The organism is Roseburia yibonii (assembly GCF_014297335.1).
Lineage (GTDB): Bacteria > Bacillota > Clostridia > Lachnospirales > Lachnospiraceae > Roseburia_D > Roseburia_D yibonii.
Window position 1 is genome coordinate 193699 of sequence record NZ_JACOQH010000003.1, and the last position, 15575, is coordinate 209273.

The window sequence follows — 15575 nt, forward strand, 5'->3', positions numbered from 1 at the left end:
TATCTCCTTTTCTGCTATTTTTATTTTTCATTCTGGTCGTATAGTTCTGCCAGCATCTTCTGGTAAACGACCGGTGCATACCCTGTTTTTTTCCGGAATGTCTTGGCAAAATACTCTGAATTGGAATATCCAACCGTTGCCGCCACATCGTAAATCTTTAGTTTGCTGTCTCTTAAAAGTACCTTTGCGCGGTCCACCTTAACTTCCGTCATATAATCGGTAAAGCTCATTCCTGTCACTTTTTTGAAAATATGACTGACATAGCTCGGATTCAGATAAACTCCCTTTGCCACACTTTCCAGCGAAAGTTTTTCATCCACATGGACCACCACATATTTTCCAATGCGATAAACCAGCCTGTCATCGATCATCTGATATTTCACGACCATTTTGCTTGCCTCTTTAAAGCAGCGCACCCAGTCTTTCATGATCTCTTCTTTCCGCAAAAGGGAGAAACCAAACTTATAGGTAAAGTCATTTCGATATAAAAATTTCTCCAGCCACGGCTTTCGGTCGATCAGGATCTCATAGATATGATTTTTCGCTTTATCCGCGATCAGCTGACAGTTGATCGCATCCTGTTTCCAGTCTTCGTAAATCTGGTCTATGATATTTTGTATGATGAGCTCTTCCTGTCCGCCGCCCAAAAAGATATTATCAATGAGGGCATCCACTTTCATCTGAAGGTCATTGACCACATATCCAAGCCCGATCACATCATATACACGGATCAGCGAATCCTCTAACATCTTTTCATCCACCGGCTGTATCAGGTAATCAAACGCTCCCGCAAGAAATATTTTTCTTACAATCTCGTAGGACTTCTCATGTCCGATCCATATGACCTTCACCCCAAGAAACAGGCTGGTGATCTCTTTTAAATGCTCTGACGCGAATCCTTCGTTTTTTTCTTCCACCAGAAGAAAAATATTGGGGCGGTGACTGTTCAGATATGTAAATATTTCATTTTTATCATGGATGATCTCTGTCAGTTCAAAATCATTTCTGACCGACCAGAACTTCATGCTTTTGATCTGTTCTGCCACATATCCGTTTTTATCGTAAATTCCAACATACTGCATTGTCCCACCACCTTTTCCCGGATCTTCTCCGGCTTACTGTCCCATGGATGTGGTTTCCGGTAACGTGCTTCCGCCATCGATTACGATCTGCGCTCCCGTAATATAACTGGATTCACTGCTTCCAAGAAACGCCGCAAGTTCTCCGATCTCGGTCGGATCCGCCAGACGTCCGAGCGGAACTGCATCCGCGATCTCCTGGATCGCACGCTTTGGATCTTCCGGATCTGACTGTTTTGCCATGCCTTCCACCAACGGTGTTAAAACATATCCGGGACAGATTGCATTCACGCGGATTTTTTTGTCCGCTACTTCCCGCGCCATCGCTTTGGTAAATCCGACCAGTGCTGCCTTTGATGTTGCGTAGGCAACCTCTCCGGGATCCGCAACCATATCTCCCGTCACAGAACTCATAATAACGATCGCCCCAGCACCCGTTTTAAACATGCTTGGGAGCACTGCCTTTGTCGTATTCCAGACGCCCTTTATATTAATATCAAAATGTTTGTCCCTGTTCTCGAACGAATCTGCGCTTAAAAAGTCTTCCAATACACAGATCCCTGCATTATTGACCAGGATATCCACCGGTCCGTAAGTTTCTTCCGCGGTACAAACCAGCTTTTCCACACTTTGGAAATCGGAAACATCTGTCTGAACGCCAATGGCTTCATACCCCTGTTTCCGTAACTCTTCTGCCAGCTCCAAAACTTTTGGGCCACGCGCAGCCAGAACACATTTGGCGCCATATTTTGCGTATACTTTCGCGATCCCCTCACCGATGCCTTTGGACGCGCCGGTGATCACCGCTACCTTTCCTTCCAATTTTTCCATGTCATTCCCTCCTTTTCGTCTGAACCAATCGCTCTTTTCTGAAAAGAAAAAAGAGACATGCACATTTTTCAATGTTCATGCCTCTTTGCATCTCTGCTATTATCATATACGATACTCCGCCAAAAAGAAAGGTAAAATTTTTAGGTTATGCCATATTATTTTTAGCTTTACCTATATTTTCTTTAGATTGGCAATGATTATTTTTTGGTTCGTTCCCCTACATCCACGTCTTTAACCAGCCGGCAATGTCTGCCTCTGTCGCGCGGTTCAGTAACTTTTCGGAGACGAACTTCGCGGACGCGTCTACCGAAGGCGCAAGCTTCTCGACGGTTCCGGTCGTCTTTGGTCTGGAAGCCGGATCATTCATCTCTACCGTACTTCTTGCCTGCTTGTCCATCCAGTTTAAGTCTGCCTTGGTGTAAGGCACTTCCGGCCTGATCTCAAAAAGATCCGCTTCTGCCGCCTTTGCCACTTTTTCCGCAACCTTTGCGGTCACTCCGCTTGCACTGAAATATGCTACTAATGTTTTTCCCATTTTTATAATCTCTTTCTTATCCTGACTCTCTCCCGCTTTTTTACTTTTTCAGTACCCCGTAATGTTCTTCCATATATCCGCCAAATACCGCACGCTTGTAACCCATCTTTTTTAAGGTTCTCACTGCGTTCTGCGGCTTATAGCTGTAACTTCCGATGATATACAGCTCTTTTTCCTTATCCGGAATTCTTCGCAGCACGCGGTCTGCGGTCATCTTCTCAAGCGGAATGTTGATCGCTCCGGCAACATGTCCGTGGCTGTATTCCTCCTTGATCCTGCAGTCGATCAAAAGTGCGTTTTGTGATGTATGCGCCTTGTTTATGGCTTCATTTACCGTCAGTTTCTTTTTAAAAATGCTCATCCATCTTCCTCTTTCCTGTTTGTTTCTAAACAGATATTATACTATGTTTCGGGCATTTTCTTCAACTGTTTCTCACATTTTCGCCCGCAGCTTTGCATTTTTTATTTTTCACCGCGATCATCCTGCTCGTCCTCGTCGGCTCCGGGCTGTTTCGCTTCCTTGAAATCCGATCCCTGCCGTGATATGATGATTCAAAACAAAGCGGTTAGGGAGGTTCTTATGGCAATGACAGATCACACGATCCGGTATTTTTCTTCAACGACAGACCGTCCGCTCTCCTGTGATGTATGCGGACAGCTGATCAGCAGAGACGGCTTTTTGCATCAGCGCCGCACGCTTTCGATCAACGTGCTGATCCTTGTCACCGAGGGAACCTTGTACCTTACCGCAAACGGTATTCCGTATACCGTACCGCCAAATCACTATATTTTTCTCCATGAGGGCGAAGAACATTTCGGACACCGGGCTTCCACCGGCAGCCTTTCCTATTTCTGGGTGCATTTTTTCGCGGCTCCGCCGTTTCGTGCCGTTGCTGACACTTTTTCCTGCCAGGACTCCGCCTACTTTTTCCCGGAATACGGAAAGCTGGTGTCTCCGGGCAGGATCCTCTCGCTCTTTCGCCGCCTGACCGATCTGTCACTGGACGAATGTAAAAACGCGCCGCGCATGCTCGACTACACCACAAGCCTGCTGCTCATGGAACTGTCCTCCACTCCGCAGAGTTCAGACAAAAAGAATTCTTCCGGTATTCCCGCCGTCATCCCTGCCGCCTGCGACTGGATCCACGCCAATTACCGCCGCTCTTTTTTCGTGGAAGAACTGGCAGATGCCGTCGGTTATCAGGCTGATTATCTTTCCTCCCTATTTAAACGGCACATGGGGCTCTCTCTGGTCTCCTATACCAATCGTCTGCGCATCGAGGCGTCCAAAAAGCTGCTTTCCAACTATGACCTCAGCATAAAAGAAACCGCATATTCCTGCGGTTTCCCTGATGAAAAATACTTTATGAAAGTTTTTAAAAAGTTTGAACAGTGTACGCCCACGGATTACCGCAGGCGTTACCGGTAATGCGCTACGATATCGTGTGGTATACCGTATACGATTCATCCGTCACATCATAGAGCGGTACCAGCTTTTCATTCTGTGCCTGTCCCACCGTCTGATAGGTGCTCTGCTGCCACGGGAATACATCATAGGTGTGCTCATATCTCGGCTGTATCGCATCCTCCGGTTTTCCAGTAATTTTAAGTCCGCGGTCGGCATCGCTCAGTGAAGCCAGAACGATCGGCCCTTCCAGCACTGCCGCGAGTTCCGGCGCATCCGGGAGATTTTCAAGCGTAAGTCCCGCCGGGAAATAGACCGTGATCTCATCCTCCGCCCAGTCACGCTCCAGATTCAGATACCCCTCTGTAATTTCCACGGATTCCGGTTTTTGTCCGTTTATCGTCACCTCCGGTGCGCTCTTTACCCACCGCGGCACGCGTAAGGACAGTGTAAAATGCCTGTTCGCCTTCACCGTGAATTTGAGCAGCCATCTTGACATCTGGCTCTCGTCTTTTTCATCGAAAAATGCCTGCGCGTTGTAGGATTTCATATCCACACTCTGCGAGACTGTAACGCGTTTTTCCCCTTCTCCCCAGGTCACTTCGGACGGAATATACTGACCGATCACAAGCCGGTCTTTCTCCTCCTCCGAAAAACAGCAGAGTTCCGGGTACAGCGTCTGTGCCTGCACCATCGTTCCGTAGCAGCACCAGAAATCCCTGGTCTTTGTTCCCCATTTCTTTTTCGCTCCGGCACGAAGCGGCAGAAAATACGTCGGCAGTCCGGTATGTTTGTTCTGCTGCGCCAAAAATCCGTTATAGAGATTTTTTTCGATATAATCGGCGTACTCTGCCTTTCCGGTAAAACGATACAGATAGTCCGCCAGACGCACCATATTGTAGACCGTGCAGAATTCCTGATTGCGGTCACCCAGGAAATGTCCCTGCATCTTTGGCGGCACCCAGAATTCACCCGCGTTCTGTCCGCCGGTGCAGTAGGTTCCACGCTCCGTCACCGCAAATCGGAAGAAATCCTCTGCCAACTTTTTCCATCGGTCATCCCCGGTGATCTCATACATTTTTGCCGCGCCATGCGCCCACGGGATGCTGGCGTTTGCATGGCAGTTTGTCAGCGCGTCCTTTCCTTCTTCCAGCTTGCGGAAAATGGACGGATGATCGTACGCTTTTGCCAGAGCAAGATATTTCTCCTCACCGGTCAGTTCGTAAAGCGTCGCCCATACCTCCAACATGCCGCCTTCCTCGCCGCTGTACACCGCGTGCGGATTTTTTACTTCCATATCCTTTACCCAGTCCACATACCAGTCGCTGATCCCGTCCAAGATCGCAAGTGACTGCTCGATCCCGGCGTACTGATACGCATGCATCAGTCCGAGCAATGTCTTATGCATCACATACTGCGGCGACCAGATGTATTCTTCTCTCTCCAGCTTCTTGAAATATTTTTCCGGGATCGGTCCGATCCACTGTCCGCCGTTTAATTTCTGGCATTTTTCCAGTTCATCCACGATCTTTATGAGCTTTGCTTTTAATTCCACATCCCCTGTCGCCGCAACAAGCTTTGCCGCCGCCGACATCCAGTGTCCTAAAAAATGCCCGCGAAGCTGGCAGGTCGGCGCTTCCCAGCCCCAGTGCAGCAGCGCCGTCTCCGGGTCTTCCACCACCTGCAGTCCCGGCATGATGATGCCTGCCTCCAGATAAAAATTCTGCAAAAGCCCCTGATTTTCCAGTTCCATTAAATACGCTCTGTTTACCTCTGCCCGCTCCGCGAAAAGCCCCGGCAGCAGGTGTACTTTTCCAGTTTCCATTGCCTGTAACATCATATATCCCATCCTTTTCCTTATCAATGCTTCACAATTTTTCTTATGCAGTTATTATAAAACCTCCCGCCTTCCGTTGTCAGTAGACAAAAGAAGACATGAGGTGGAAAATTCTTTGATATAAGTATAGTTATCCGATTCCCCCAGTCATTTTTTTCACTGCCGCTTCCGGTATTCCCTCGGGCTGCATCCCTTGATCTTCGCAAACACCTTGGAGTAATAATTCGGATCCGCGAATCCCACTTTTCCCGCAATGTCACTGATCGTCTCCCCGCCGTTTAGATATTCGAGACTCCGCTCGATGCGGTACTCCTGTAAAAAGGAAAAGAGCGTGACATTCATATAACGCCGGAACAGTCTCGTACACTCACTCTCACACAGATGGATGTGATCCGCGATATCCTTTAGCGTGATCCGTTCCTGATAATTCTGATCGATATAGGAAATGATCTTTTTGATCCGCTCATACTCGGTCGCGTTATGGGAAGCGATCCCCTCGCCCGGCCTCCTGTGCTCTAACAGCAGTTTCCAGAGCATCTGCAAACGGATCGTGATATCCAGTTCATAATATTCCGGCCGCTCCTTATCAAGCGCAATGACTTCGCGCATCAGCTCCGCGAATCTGCCGTGCCAGTCTGCCGAACCATCAATGTGGATCGCCGGCAGCGAAAAATCCTGCGTCACCGGTTCCACATACCGCGTACAGATCGTGCTCTGGAAAAATCCATAGATGAGCTTCGGATCAAACGTCACCGAGACATAATCGCAGTCCTCCTTCTGCTCCATGCTCCCGGCATGAAGGACATTGGAATTGTCAAACAAAAGATCCCCGGTCTTTAAGTGGTAGCACCGGTCATTCACCTTGTAACACATCGTTCCCTGTCTGACCAGTGTGATCTCAATCTCCGGATGCCAGTGCCACATAAAATACCCCTGCTCGTACCCGGAGAGCTTCTCATAGCTGACCAGAAACGGAAAATGGTCACTGCCGTGCTTTTTTAGTTCCTTTTGAAACTGGTTGGTGACGATCTGCATCGTTTTCCTCTCCTTTCACGCAATAAATTACCTTTAATATACACTATTCTCACAAAGAAACGCAATATTTTCCTTATTTATCACAGATTTATCAAGGTATTTTCTCATCTGCGCGTTATAATAAGATCAGAAACGAAAAACGGTATCAAAGAAAAATAAAAAGAACAGGAGACGATAATATGAATTTACCGGAACAGGCAAAATTAAAAGAGATTTACGGAGAAACCGAAAAATGCGGCGCACGTTTTGAGAGCCTCGCAGACAATTTTGAAAAGATCTATCATCACGATCACGCAGAATACTTTACTTCCCCGGGAAGAACCGAGATCATCGGAAACCACACCGACCACAACGGCGGAAAAGTAATCGCCGGCAGCATCAACCTCGACACGATCGGTGCCGCATGCCCGAACGACTCTGACATCATCCGCATCACCAGTGAAGGCTACGATGAGATCGTTGTAGATCTCACCAAACTGACCCGTGAGAATTATCCGGCAGGAACACCTGCGTTAGTTGCCGGAATGATGGAAGGCGCAAAGAAAAACGGTTTTAAAACCGCAGGCTTTGACGCTTATGTGAGCACCAACGTAATTGCGGCTGCGGGTGTCAGCTCCTCCGCTTCCTTTGAGATGCTGGTCTGCTCGATCGTAAACCACTTCTTTAACAATGAAAAAATGACATTTACCGACTACGCAAAGATCGGACAGTACGCGGAAAATGTTTACTGGGATAAGAGCTCCGGCATGATGGATCAGATGGCATGCGCGGTCGGCGGCCCGGTACTCTTTGATTTTGCGGATCGAAACGACTTAAAATACCAGAAACTGGATTTCTCCTTTGGAATGTTCGGCTATCGTCTCGTCATCGTAAACACCGGAAAAAATCATGCGGACTTAAGCCGTGAATATTCCGAGATCCCGGATGAGATGAAGGCAGTCGCAAAGATACTCGGCAAGGAACTGCTGCACGAGACCACTTTAGACGATCTCCTCGCTCACTGCAACGAGATTGAAGACGACAGAGCCCTGCTGCGCGCGATCCACTTCTTTGAAGAGACTTCCCGTGTAGAACAGGCAGCTGAAGCGATCCGAAACAAAAAATACGACGATGTGCTCCGCCTCATGGACGAATCCGGCAATTCTTCCTGGGAACTGCTCCAGAACTGCTACTCCATGCAGGACTGCCATGAGCAGAAGATCACGCGCACACTGGCACTGACCAAACTTTTCTTAAAGAAGATCAACGACGGTATGTGCCGCGTACACGGCGGTGGATTTGCCGGTGTGATCGCAGCGATCGTACCGGAAGCGGAAATGGAAAATTATGTAAACTACATTGCCCAGTATGTCGGCAAGGAGAACGTATATCCGATGGATATCCGCGCGATCGGAGCTGCGCATATCGGCTGATCCCCTTATTGCAGCGAATGTCCATTGCCACAATAACTAAAGAAACCGGCACAGGAATTTTCCCGTGCCGGCTTCTTTTTTGTATTACACTTCTTTTAGCTGATCTTCCAGCCTTCCGCTTTCTTTCGGATCTCTACAAACTGCTTGTATTTTCCGTCCTGACGGATCAGTTCCTCATGCGTACCGCTCTCCGCGATCCGCCCGTCATCCACAACCAGGATCTGATCTGCCTGCTCGATCGTGGCAAGCCGGTGCGCGATCGTAATGATCGTCTTTCCTCTTGTCAGCTCCGTCACCGCATTCTGGATCAGATGCTCGTTTTCCGGATCGATACTTGCCGTTGCCTCATCGAGGATGATGATCGGCGCGTCCTTTAACATGGCTCTCGCAATGGAAATACGCTGTTTCTGTCCGCCGGAGAGCGTATCGCCGCCCTCTCCGATCACCGTGTCATAGCCATCCGGCAATTCCATGATAAAGTCATGGCAGCACGCTTTTTTCGCTGCTTCGATCATCTCCGCTTCCGTTGCGTCCGGTTTTCCGAAACAGATATTCGCGCGTATCGTGTCATGAAACAGATACACGTTCTGGAACACCATGGAAATATTGGAGAGCAGACTGTCGCAGGTCAGCTCTTTGATATTGTGGCCGCCGATACGGATGTTTCCGCCGTTTGCGTCATAAAAACGCGCGATCAGGCTGCAGATCGTTGTTTTTCCGGAACCCGACGGTCCGACGATCGCGGTCGAAGTCTTTTCCGGTATCTGAAAGCTTACATCCTTTAAGATCGTTCTGCTGTCATAGCCAAAGTTTACATGTTCAAATGCAATGTCATAATGGTTTAACGGAATGTCCTTTCCGTCGCTGTCAATATAGTTTTCTTTTTTCAGGGCATCCAGCTGATCCATCGCGTCCTCGATGATACTTAATACATGGGCGCTGTCGCTGATCGGTTCCACGCTCGCAAAGATCTCAAATGAAAAGAATACAAAGATGAGCATCATAGAAAAATCCATCTGTCCGTTCAGTGTCATGAAAAAGGATGCCAGCGCAAGCCCGACCGAACCACATTTCAATGCCAGAAGGTGCAGGCTGTTCGACGGGATAAATCCCCACTCGATCTTTAAGTGGATCCGTCTGCTGTCACCGACCGCATCGGAAAGCGCCTGCATGGACGCTCCGCTCTGTCCGAAGGATTTTACGACCGAAAGTCCTCTTGCGTATTCCAGGATCGATCCTGTCATATCGCGGTTCGCCTTTGCCTCCACCGGCGCGTTTTTCGTGCTGTACCAGGAGATCACAAGCAAAAAAACAAAGGATACGGCTGCTGCCGCAAGCGCGATCAGTGCGGTAACCGGACTGAATACGCAAAGGCAGAGAAATACAACAAGGAAATTCAGATAGCCGCCGATAAAGCTGTTGATCATACGGATTCCCATGGTTTCCAGCGTTCCGAGCCCTGTTGTGATCGAGCTTAAGATATTTCCGGTGTTCATCTGCTGAAAGTATCCGAGGGATACACGCTTTAAGGCATCTCCGACCGCAAGCCGGTCTCTTGCTATCAGCTCATAACCGATCGCTTCCTGAAATTTTGCCCGCAGGTAATCAAACAGGAAACGGAAGAAAACCAGTCCTAAAATGATCAAGATACTGTATCCGATCCATTTGCGGTCAAACGTGCCGCTTCCTTTTTCCGCCTCCATCAGCATTCCCACCGTATACGCGGCGACCATGACAGGCATTGCCGCGAAAATATTGGAAAGGAAAGAAAAGATAAACCCGATGTAAAGCTTTCCTTTAAATTCCCCGCACCAGTTGATGATGCGTCCTATTGTCTTAAACATATGCCTTTTCCTCCTTTCCGGCTGACGATACCGCCCATTCCTTTGCTCCGATATGCGCTTTCCACATATCCTGATAGAGCGGGCAGTTTTCAAGCAGCTCTTCCTGCGTTCCGTGCGCAACAATCGCACCATTCTTTAAGACTACGATATTGTCCGCCTGCTTTATCGTTGAGAGACGGTGCGCAATGACAAGAAGCGTCTTCCCCTTGGTCAGTGCCGCGATACTCTGCTGGATCTTATCCTCATTCTCCGGATCGGTAAATGCCGTCGCTTCATCTAAGATAACGATCGGCGCGTTCTTTAACATCATACGGGCAATGGCGATCCTCTGTTTTTCTCCGCCGGACAGCCGTTTTCCCGCCTCCCCCGCCGGGGTATCATAGCCCTGCGGCAGTTTTAAGATAAATTCCTCGCACTGCGCCGCTCTTGCCGCCGCCTTTACCTCCTCATCCGTAGCTTTCGGATTGCCAAGGCGGATATTTTCAAGCAGGGAGCAGCGGAACAAAAAGTTGTCCTGCGCAACAAAGCTTACATTTTCCGAGATCTGGGAGAGCGGCATATCCTTGATATTGACTCCGCCGATCGTAATGCTTCCTTCGGTCACATCGAAAAACCGCGCGATCAGCTTTGCAACCGTTGACTTTCCTCCGCCGGACGGACCGACCAGTGCCGTGAAACTGCCCTGCGGAAACTTTAAGTCGATGCCGTGCAGTACTTCCTCCTCCGTGTTTCCGCTGTAAGAGAAGCGCACCTGTTTTAATTCCACATCCGTGCTCGTTATATTGGCGCGTTTCTCCGGCTCCAGAAGGCTCTTCATCGTAAGCAGGGAATCCAGTTCTTCGACCGTCATCTGCATCTGCTTTGTTTCATTCGCGAACACTTCCAGCTTTGCGAGAGAACCCACCATCGAAATGGAGAGCATGACTGCGAGTGCCGCCTGTGATGCTGTGATCGTTCCTGCGGATGCCAGTGCCAGGCTGACCGGAAGCGTTCCGATCAGCGTCGCCGGGAACAGCGCAAATGCAAGTTTCATGGTCACCCAGGTCGAGGACAGCCACTTGATGACGAATGTGCGGTAATCCGTGATCGCCTTCGCGTATTTTTCATAGGAAACACCCGCGCGTCCAAACGCTTTTATTACTTCAATTCCTTCAATATACTCCACGATCATGCTGTTCATGTAGGTGTTGGAATTGTTATAGGTATCAAAGTTCTTTCCACTGATCTTGAAGGTCAGTGCCATGCACACAAACGCCGCCGGAAATGTCACAAGCGACGCAAGCGCGATCCGCCAGTCGATCAGTGCAAGCGCAAGGATGCTCACAACCGGCAGTACGATATGTCCCACGCCTTCCGGAACCACATGCGCAAGCGGTGGCTCGATCCCTTCGATCTTATCCACCATGATGTTTTTAATCTCACCGATGGAATGTGCCTGCACTTCGCCGAGCGGCGCGTGTAAAAAGCGATCCGCCATTCTGAGTCTGAGTCCCTCAAGTACATGATATGCCACCTGATGGGACGCTGCCGTGGAACCGGCAAAACATAACACTTTCACGCAGTACGCAAAAAGTGCCGCACCGCACCATCCAAGGATTGCCCCGGATGTCACGGTTCCATCCACAAATTTACATATGACCTGATACATACAGAAAAACGGAACCAGTCCCGCCGTGATGCTGATCACCGACAGAACGATAGAGAGTTCGAATTTCTTCCGATATCCGCCCGCATACCCGAGCAGGGTACGCATCCAGCCCTCTTTCTTCTCTTTCATAATATCCTATCCTCCTAACGAATGGCGCTGCGGTATTCCACCGGCGACATTCCCATAATTTTCCGAAACGCGATCGCGAATTTGCTGGCGCTGTCATAGCCCACCAGTCCCGCGATCTCCGCAACACTCTTTTCACGATCCGCCCGCAGAAATTCTGCCGCGCGGTTCATGCGGTAATCGGTAAGCCAGGCGCCGATCGACATCCCATACACGGATTTAAAGCAGTTTTTCATTCCGGTCAGCGGAATCTCAAACCGCACCGAGAGATCCTCCTGCGTATAATTTTCCGCCATATGCTCCGCCAAAAACGCCTGGATCGCTTTTACCTTTTCTACCTGTGTTTTATAGTAATAGGGTCTTTCTTCCTGTTCCTTCGGCAGTTCCAGTGCGTCCAGATACAGCAGAAGCTCCATGATCTTGATCTTAAAATAAGGGATCCTGATCTTTTCCGGCACCTGATACAGTTCCCCGAAAATATGCTCTGCGGCACCTTTTTCGTGTATCAGATTCGGATAACGCCCCGGACAGTACTTCTCCTGCAGCTTTATGAGATCGACCGGGAAATCCTTCACTTCCTCCGCGAGCGCCGCCGCCGCGATCTCCATATCAAAGCCGATCGTCAGCCCGTGATAATGGCTCGACGGGAATACAAAACGCCCGGTATGCGTGAGCCTGCGGTCCATCTTAATGTCCCCGGCTCCGACATAGGCGTAGGCATTTTCCACTGCCAGATATTCCATTTTTCCCTCTCTGCAATGGTCAATGACAAACATATTTCTGCCCGGCACATATTCGGAATCAAAATATTTCACATGAAAATCATTGAAGCTCAACATCGCGCCCGGAAACACTTCATAGCAGGTCATCGTGCCGTCACCGGTCTCGTTGCGGAACTGATACACACTGCATCCGTCGCTTTTCGCCAGCAGAATGCCTCTTGCCTGCCCGAACCCTTCTTCTTTCATGCCTCTTCCTCCTTTTCTCCAAGCATCAATATCCTGTCACACGCGTCCTGCATGAATTCCCTGTCATGTGACACCACAAGCACGATCTTTCCCGCTTTCGCGAGATTTCGCACCATCTCGCAGACTTCCTTCATATGGCGGTAGTCCAGTCCGCTCGTCGGCTCGTCAAAGATCAGTACCTTTTTTCCGGAAAGCACCGCTGTTGCCACCGCAAGTCGCTGTTTCTGCCCGCCGGACAATGCCATCGGATGCGTTTCTTCGTAATCACCGAGATCAAACTGCGCAAGCGCTTCTCTTATCCCTGCTTCATCCGACGCTCCCGCCTGTTCGCACTCGCCAAAAACACTGTCCGAAAAAAGCTGATGATTTACATCCTGCATGACTAAAAAGCAGTTTTTCTGTCTCTGCTTTCGTTTTAACACATCCCCTTCCAGGGAGATACTTCCTTTCTGTTCCCGGATCAGTCCGCACAGACAGCGGATCAGTGTTGTCTTTCCGACACCGTTGTGCCCGGAGATCCCAAGCACCTCACCCGGATACGCGGTAAACGAGAGATCCTTTATCACATCCGGCTCACCCTTGTAGCCACAACCAAGTCCGCAGATCCCGAGCCCTTTTCCCGCCTCATAGGCACGGGCTTTTTCCAGATCTAACGTGGTCCTTTTTAATTTTCTAAGTCCCAGCCGGATCCGCTCCGTTTCCTCCATGGCAAGAAATTCTGCCTTTGAAAAGCTTTTTTCAATCCTTCCATCCCGGATATAGACCGCGCGATCCACAAGATCCGCCAGAAAGTACAGCCGGTGCTCTGCGATCACAACCGTTTTTCCCTCTTCTTTCAGACGGATCAGCTGCTTTCTCAGTTTTTCAATCGCCTCTTCATCCAGATTTGCCGTTGGTTCATCTAAGGTATAGATCTGCGGATTCATGGCATACACGCTTGCGAACGCCAAAAGCTGCTTTTCTCCGCCCGAAAGCGAAAAAATATTCCGGTGCATCAGCTTTTTTATTTTTAACTGCCGGACGGTCGTCTCGACGCGGGATTTGATCTGTTCCGGCGGGACGCCTTCATTTTCCAGTCCAAATTCCAGCTCACTGTCCGTATCCAGATGGAAGAACTGGCTTTTCGGATTCTGAAATACCGAACCGACTTCTTTTGCCAGTTCATAGACCGCGGTATCGCGCACCGGCATACCCGCAACCGTGACGTCGCCCTGTAATTGTCCGTCCGCGGTAAAATGCGGGATCAGCCCATTGATCAGTTTGGTGACCGTTGTTTTGCCGCAGCCGCTTTCCCCGCAGAGAAGCACGCACTCTCCCGGATGGATCGTCAAACTTACGTCACGCAGTGAATTTTTTCCCTCCGCATAAGCAAAAGATACCTGATCGATCGTAATCATACGTTTCCTCCTCTCAGACAGCAAGCGCTGCCACCAAAAATCCCGCTGCCACCAAAATGCAGATGCAGTCCATCACTCCGATATGTAATTGGACGGTACTCGTCTTTTTTACCGGACTTTCGATGCCCCTCGTCACTGCCGCAGCCGCAAGCTCTTCCGCCGTATTGACCGCCGACATCATAAGCGGCACAACAAAGGCTTCCACTTTTTCGCCTCCATGCAGATTTTTTAATTTCATGGCATCCCGGATATACCCGCTTTCCTCGCGGATCGCAGGGAAATACCGCAGTGTCACGGAAATCGGTATAATGACTGTCTGTGGAATGTAAAGCGCGCGGAGCGCCACGATAAACTCGCGCAGGGAAACCGTCTTTAGGATCAGCCATCCGATCATCATACACGGGTACATCCGCCTTGCGTAGTTTATAAAAATCGAAAAGCAGGAAATGACCACTCTCGGCGCCGCCGGAAGCACCATCCACTGAAACGCATAAAGCATCAGATACACAAAAAGCCACTGAAAGCCGCTTTTTATCCTGCCACAGAGCAGATACAGCACGGTCAGGCAGCCGATCCATGCGATCTGTATCGCAGGATCGTCCTGCACAAGCATGATGACATTCGCAAGCGCCAGCAGTAACAGCCCGGCGCGCGGATCAAGCCTTAATCCCTCTCGTCTTTTTTTCTCCATGGATCAAACCATACCCGCTTTCTTAAAATGTTTGTGGAACATACCGTTTGCGATCCACGCGCCCACAAACGCCGCGATCACCGGCGCCACGATCATCACAACCAGCATTCCCTGTGAGGAGAGCGCCCGCAGTGTGGAAACGTAAGACTCCGCCATTCCCTGTTCGCTGATCTGTGTTAAAAAGCTCTCCCGCATGATCCAGATCGGAAGCGGGGAACCTGTCATTCCAAGTGAAAATGCTGCAAACGCCGCCGCGTTCCAGAGAAAGCTCTTATATCCGCCAAGAAAACGGATCAGTTCTCCAAGCAGGCACGCCGCTAAAAAGGTGCCAAGTAAAATAACCGTAAACTGACCGGTCACAAAATACAAAAGTCCGGTCACCATGCCCATCAAAAGCACTGCGCCAAATTTCTGTACCTTTGCGCACATTAAAAGAAACGGGTTTCCCGTGACCAGTGCGATCAGCGCCGGCATTAAGATCCAGATGACCGGATGCAGTCCGCTGAGCAGCATGCAGATAAAATTAAGTACAAAATAGATCGCAGAAAAAATTCCGATTGAGATCAGATCCTTGCCCTGCAATAATTTTCCATTTTTTTGCGTTGACATTTTCATGTCCTCCTTATGTAAAAGAAATTAGTCAGTACTAACTTTTAACAGCATAGCATACCAAAACGCTTTTGTCTGTCCCATTTCGCCCTTTTTGTTCCGTTTGGACATTTCATTTTCCTCGTTGCCATTACAAAAAAAAGACTTTGGCTATCATT

General features: G+C 49.4%; 13 protein-coding genes and 1 pseudogene. 2 read left to right on the forward strand and 12 right to left on the reverse strand.

Annotated elements, in window-relative coordinates:
* Positions 1–20 precede the first annotated feature (20 nt).
* From H8Z76_RS05825 to H8Z76_RS05840, 4 genes and pseudogenes are all read right to left on the reverse strand, one after another.
* Positions 21–1082 (reverse strand): response regulator transcription factor, encoded by a 1062-nt coding sequence (locus tag H8Z76_RS05825; protein ID WP_022516134.1) that lies wholly within the window; start codon positions 1080–1082, stop codon positions 21–23.
* 33 nt (positions 1083–1115) lie between these two features.
* Complete coding sequence (gene ucpA / locus H8Z76_RS05830) at positions 1116–1910, reverse strand: SDR family oxidoreductase UcpA (RefSeq protein WP_186981926.1); 795 nt, start codon at positions 1908–1910, stop codon at positions 1116–1118.
* 328 nt (positions 1911–2238) lie between these two features.
* Positions 2239–2445 (reverse strand): annotated as a pseudogene (locus H8Z76_RS05835) (flavodoxin); the annotation flags it as partial.
* 40 nt (positions 2446–2485) lie between these two features.
* Positions 2486–2806, reverse strand: a complete 321-nt coding sequence (locus H8Z76_RS05840; protein WP_022516131.1) for a rhodanese-like domain-containing protein — start codon at positions 2804–2806, stop codon at positions 2486–2488.
* A 219-nt stretch (positions 2807–3025) separates the two neighbouring features.
* Here H8Z76_RS05840 and H8Z76_RS05845 point away from each other — a divergent pair, with 219 nt between their 5' ends.
* Entirely contained in the window at positions 3026–3874 is an 849-nt protein-coding gene (locus tag H8Z76_RS05845) for a helix-turn-helix transcriptional regulator (RefSeq protein WP_022516130.1), read from the forward strand.
* A gap of 4 nt (positions 3875–3878) precedes the next feature.
* Here the strand turns inward: H8Z76_RS05845 and H8Z76_RS05850 are convergent, their stop codons facing one another.
* Together H8Z76_RS05850 and H8Z76_RS05855 are read right to left on the reverse strand one after the other, a co-directional pair.
* Positions 3879–5690, reverse strand: coding sequence for a beta-L-arabinofuranosidase domain-containing protein (locus tag H8Z76_RS05850; protein WP_243240445.1), 1812 nt, complete (start codon positions 5688–5690; stop codon positions 3879–3881).
* Between the two features lie 153 nt (positions 5691–5843).
* Positions 5844–6722 (reverse strand): AraC family transcriptional regulator, encoded by an 879-nt coding sequence (locus H8Z76_RS05855; RefSeq protein ID WP_147618421.1) that lies wholly within the window; start codon positions 6720–6722, stop codon positions 5844–5846.
* A 179-nt stretch (positions 6723–6901) separates the two neighbouring features.
* Here H8Z76_RS05855 and H8Z76_RS05860 point away from each other — a divergent pair, with 179 nt between their 5' ends.
* Complete coding sequence (locus H8Z76_RS05860; protein WP_022516127.1) at positions 6902–8134, forward strand: galactokinase; 1233 nt, start codon at positions 6902–6904, stop codon at positions 8132–8134.
* 95 nt (positions 8135–8229) lie between these two features.
* On the opposite strand, the gene H8Z76_RS05865 is transcribed toward H8Z76_RS05860, so the two are convergent.
* From H8Z76_RS05865 to H8Z76_RS05890, 6 genes are read right to left on the reverse strand one after another with little or no spacing between them, the layout of a single operon-like run.
* Positions 8230–9978 (reverse strand): ABC transporter ATP-binding protein, encoded by a 1749-nt coding sequence (locus H8Z76_RS05865; protein WP_186981927.1) that lies wholly within the window; start codon positions 9976–9978, stop codon positions 8230–8232.
* Positions 9971–11755 (reverse strand): ABC transporter ATP-binding protein, encoded by a 1785-nt coding sequence (locus H8Z76_RS05870; RefSeq protein WP_186981928.1) that lies wholly within the window; start codon positions 11753–11755, stop codon positions 9971–9973. Before H8Z76_RS05870 ends, H8Z76_RS05865 begins: the two co-directional genes overlap by 8 nt.
* Positions 11756–11769: 14 nt before the next feature.
* A complete protein-coding gene (locus tag H8Z76_RS05875) occupies positions 11770–12720 on the reverse strand; it encodes a helix-turn-helix domain-containing protein (RefSeq protein ID WP_186981929.1) in 951 nt (316 codons plus the stop codon).
* Positions 12717–14117 carry an ABC transporter ATP-binding protein gene (locus tag H8Z76_RS05880; RefSeq protein WP_186981930.1) on the reverse strand — a complete coding sequence of 467 codons (1401 nt, stop codon included), beginning with the start codon at positions 14115–14117 and terminating at the stop codon, positions 12717–12719. The genes H8Z76_RS05875 and H8Z76_RS05880 overlap by 4 nt, the downstream gene beginning before the upstream one ends.
* A gap of 13 nt (positions 14118–14130) precedes the next feature.
* On the reverse strand, positions 14131–14808 hold the full coding sequence (locus H8Z76_RS05885) for an energy-coupling factor transporter transmembrane component T (RefSeq protein WP_186981931.1): 678 nt from the start codon (positions 14806–14808) through the stop codon (positions 14131–14133).
* Between the two features lie 3 nt (positions 14809–14811).
* Positions 14812–15417: an MptD family putative ECF transporter S component gene (locus tag H8Z76_RS05890; protein ID WP_186981932.1), complete on the reverse strand. Its 606-nt coding sequence runs from the start codon at positions 15415–15417 to the stop codon at positions 14812–14814.
* Positions 15418–15575: the final 158 nt, after the last annotated feature.

Coding starts and splice junctions, on each gene's coding strand:
- H8Z76_RS05825 (WP_022516134.1), bottom strand. CDS start 1,082: ATGCAGTATGTTGGAATTTACGATAAAAACGGATATGTGGCAGAACAG.
- H8Z76_RS05880 (WP_186981930.1), bottom strand. CDS start 14,117: ATGATTACGATCGATCAGGTATCTTTTGCTTATGCGGAGGGAAAAAAT.
- H8Z76_RS05840 (WP_022516131.1), bottom strand. CDS start 2,806: ATGAGCATTTTTAAAAAGAAACTGACGGTAAATGAAGCCATAAACAAG.
- H8Z76_RS05875 (WP_186981929.1), bottom strand. CDS start 12,720: ATGAAAGAAGAAGGGTTCGGGCAGGCAAGAGGCATTCTGCTGGCGAAA.
- H8Z76_RS05850 (WP_243240445.1), bottom strand. CDS start 5,690: ATGATGTTACAGGCAATGGAAACTGGAAAAGTACACCTGCTGCCGGGG.
- H8Z76_RS05865 (WP_186981927.1), bottom strand. CDS start 9,978: ATGTTTAAGACAATAGGACGCATCATCAACTGGTGCGGGGAATTTAAA.
- H8Z76_RS05870 (WP_186981928.1), bottom strand. CDS start 11,755: ATGAAAGAGAAGAAAGAGGGCTGGATGCGTACCCTGCTCGGGTATGCG.
- H8Z76_RS05890 (WP_186981932.1), bottom strand. CDS start 15,417: ATGTCAACGCAAAAAAATGGAAAATTATTGCAGGGCAAGGATCTGATC.
- ucpA (WP_186981926.1), bottom strand. CDS start 1,910: ATGGAAAAATTGGAAGGAAAGGTAGCGGTGATCACCGGCGCGTCCAAA.
- H8Z76_RS05885 (WP_186981931.1), bottom strand. CDS start 14,808: ATGGAGAAAAAAAGACGAGAGGGATTAAGGCTTGATCCGCGCGCCGGG.
- H8Z76_RS05855 (WP_147618421.1), bottom strand. CDS start 6,722: ATGCAGATCGTCACCAACCAGTTTCAAAAGGAACTAAAAAAGCACGGC.
- H8Z76_RS05860 (WP_022516127.1), top strand. CDS start 6,902: ATGAATTTACCGGAACAGGCAAAATTAAAAGAGATTTACGGAGAAACC.
- H8Z76_RS05845 (WP_022516130.1), top strand. CDS start 3,026: ATGGCAATGACAGATCACACGATCCGGTATTTTTCTTCAACGACAGAC.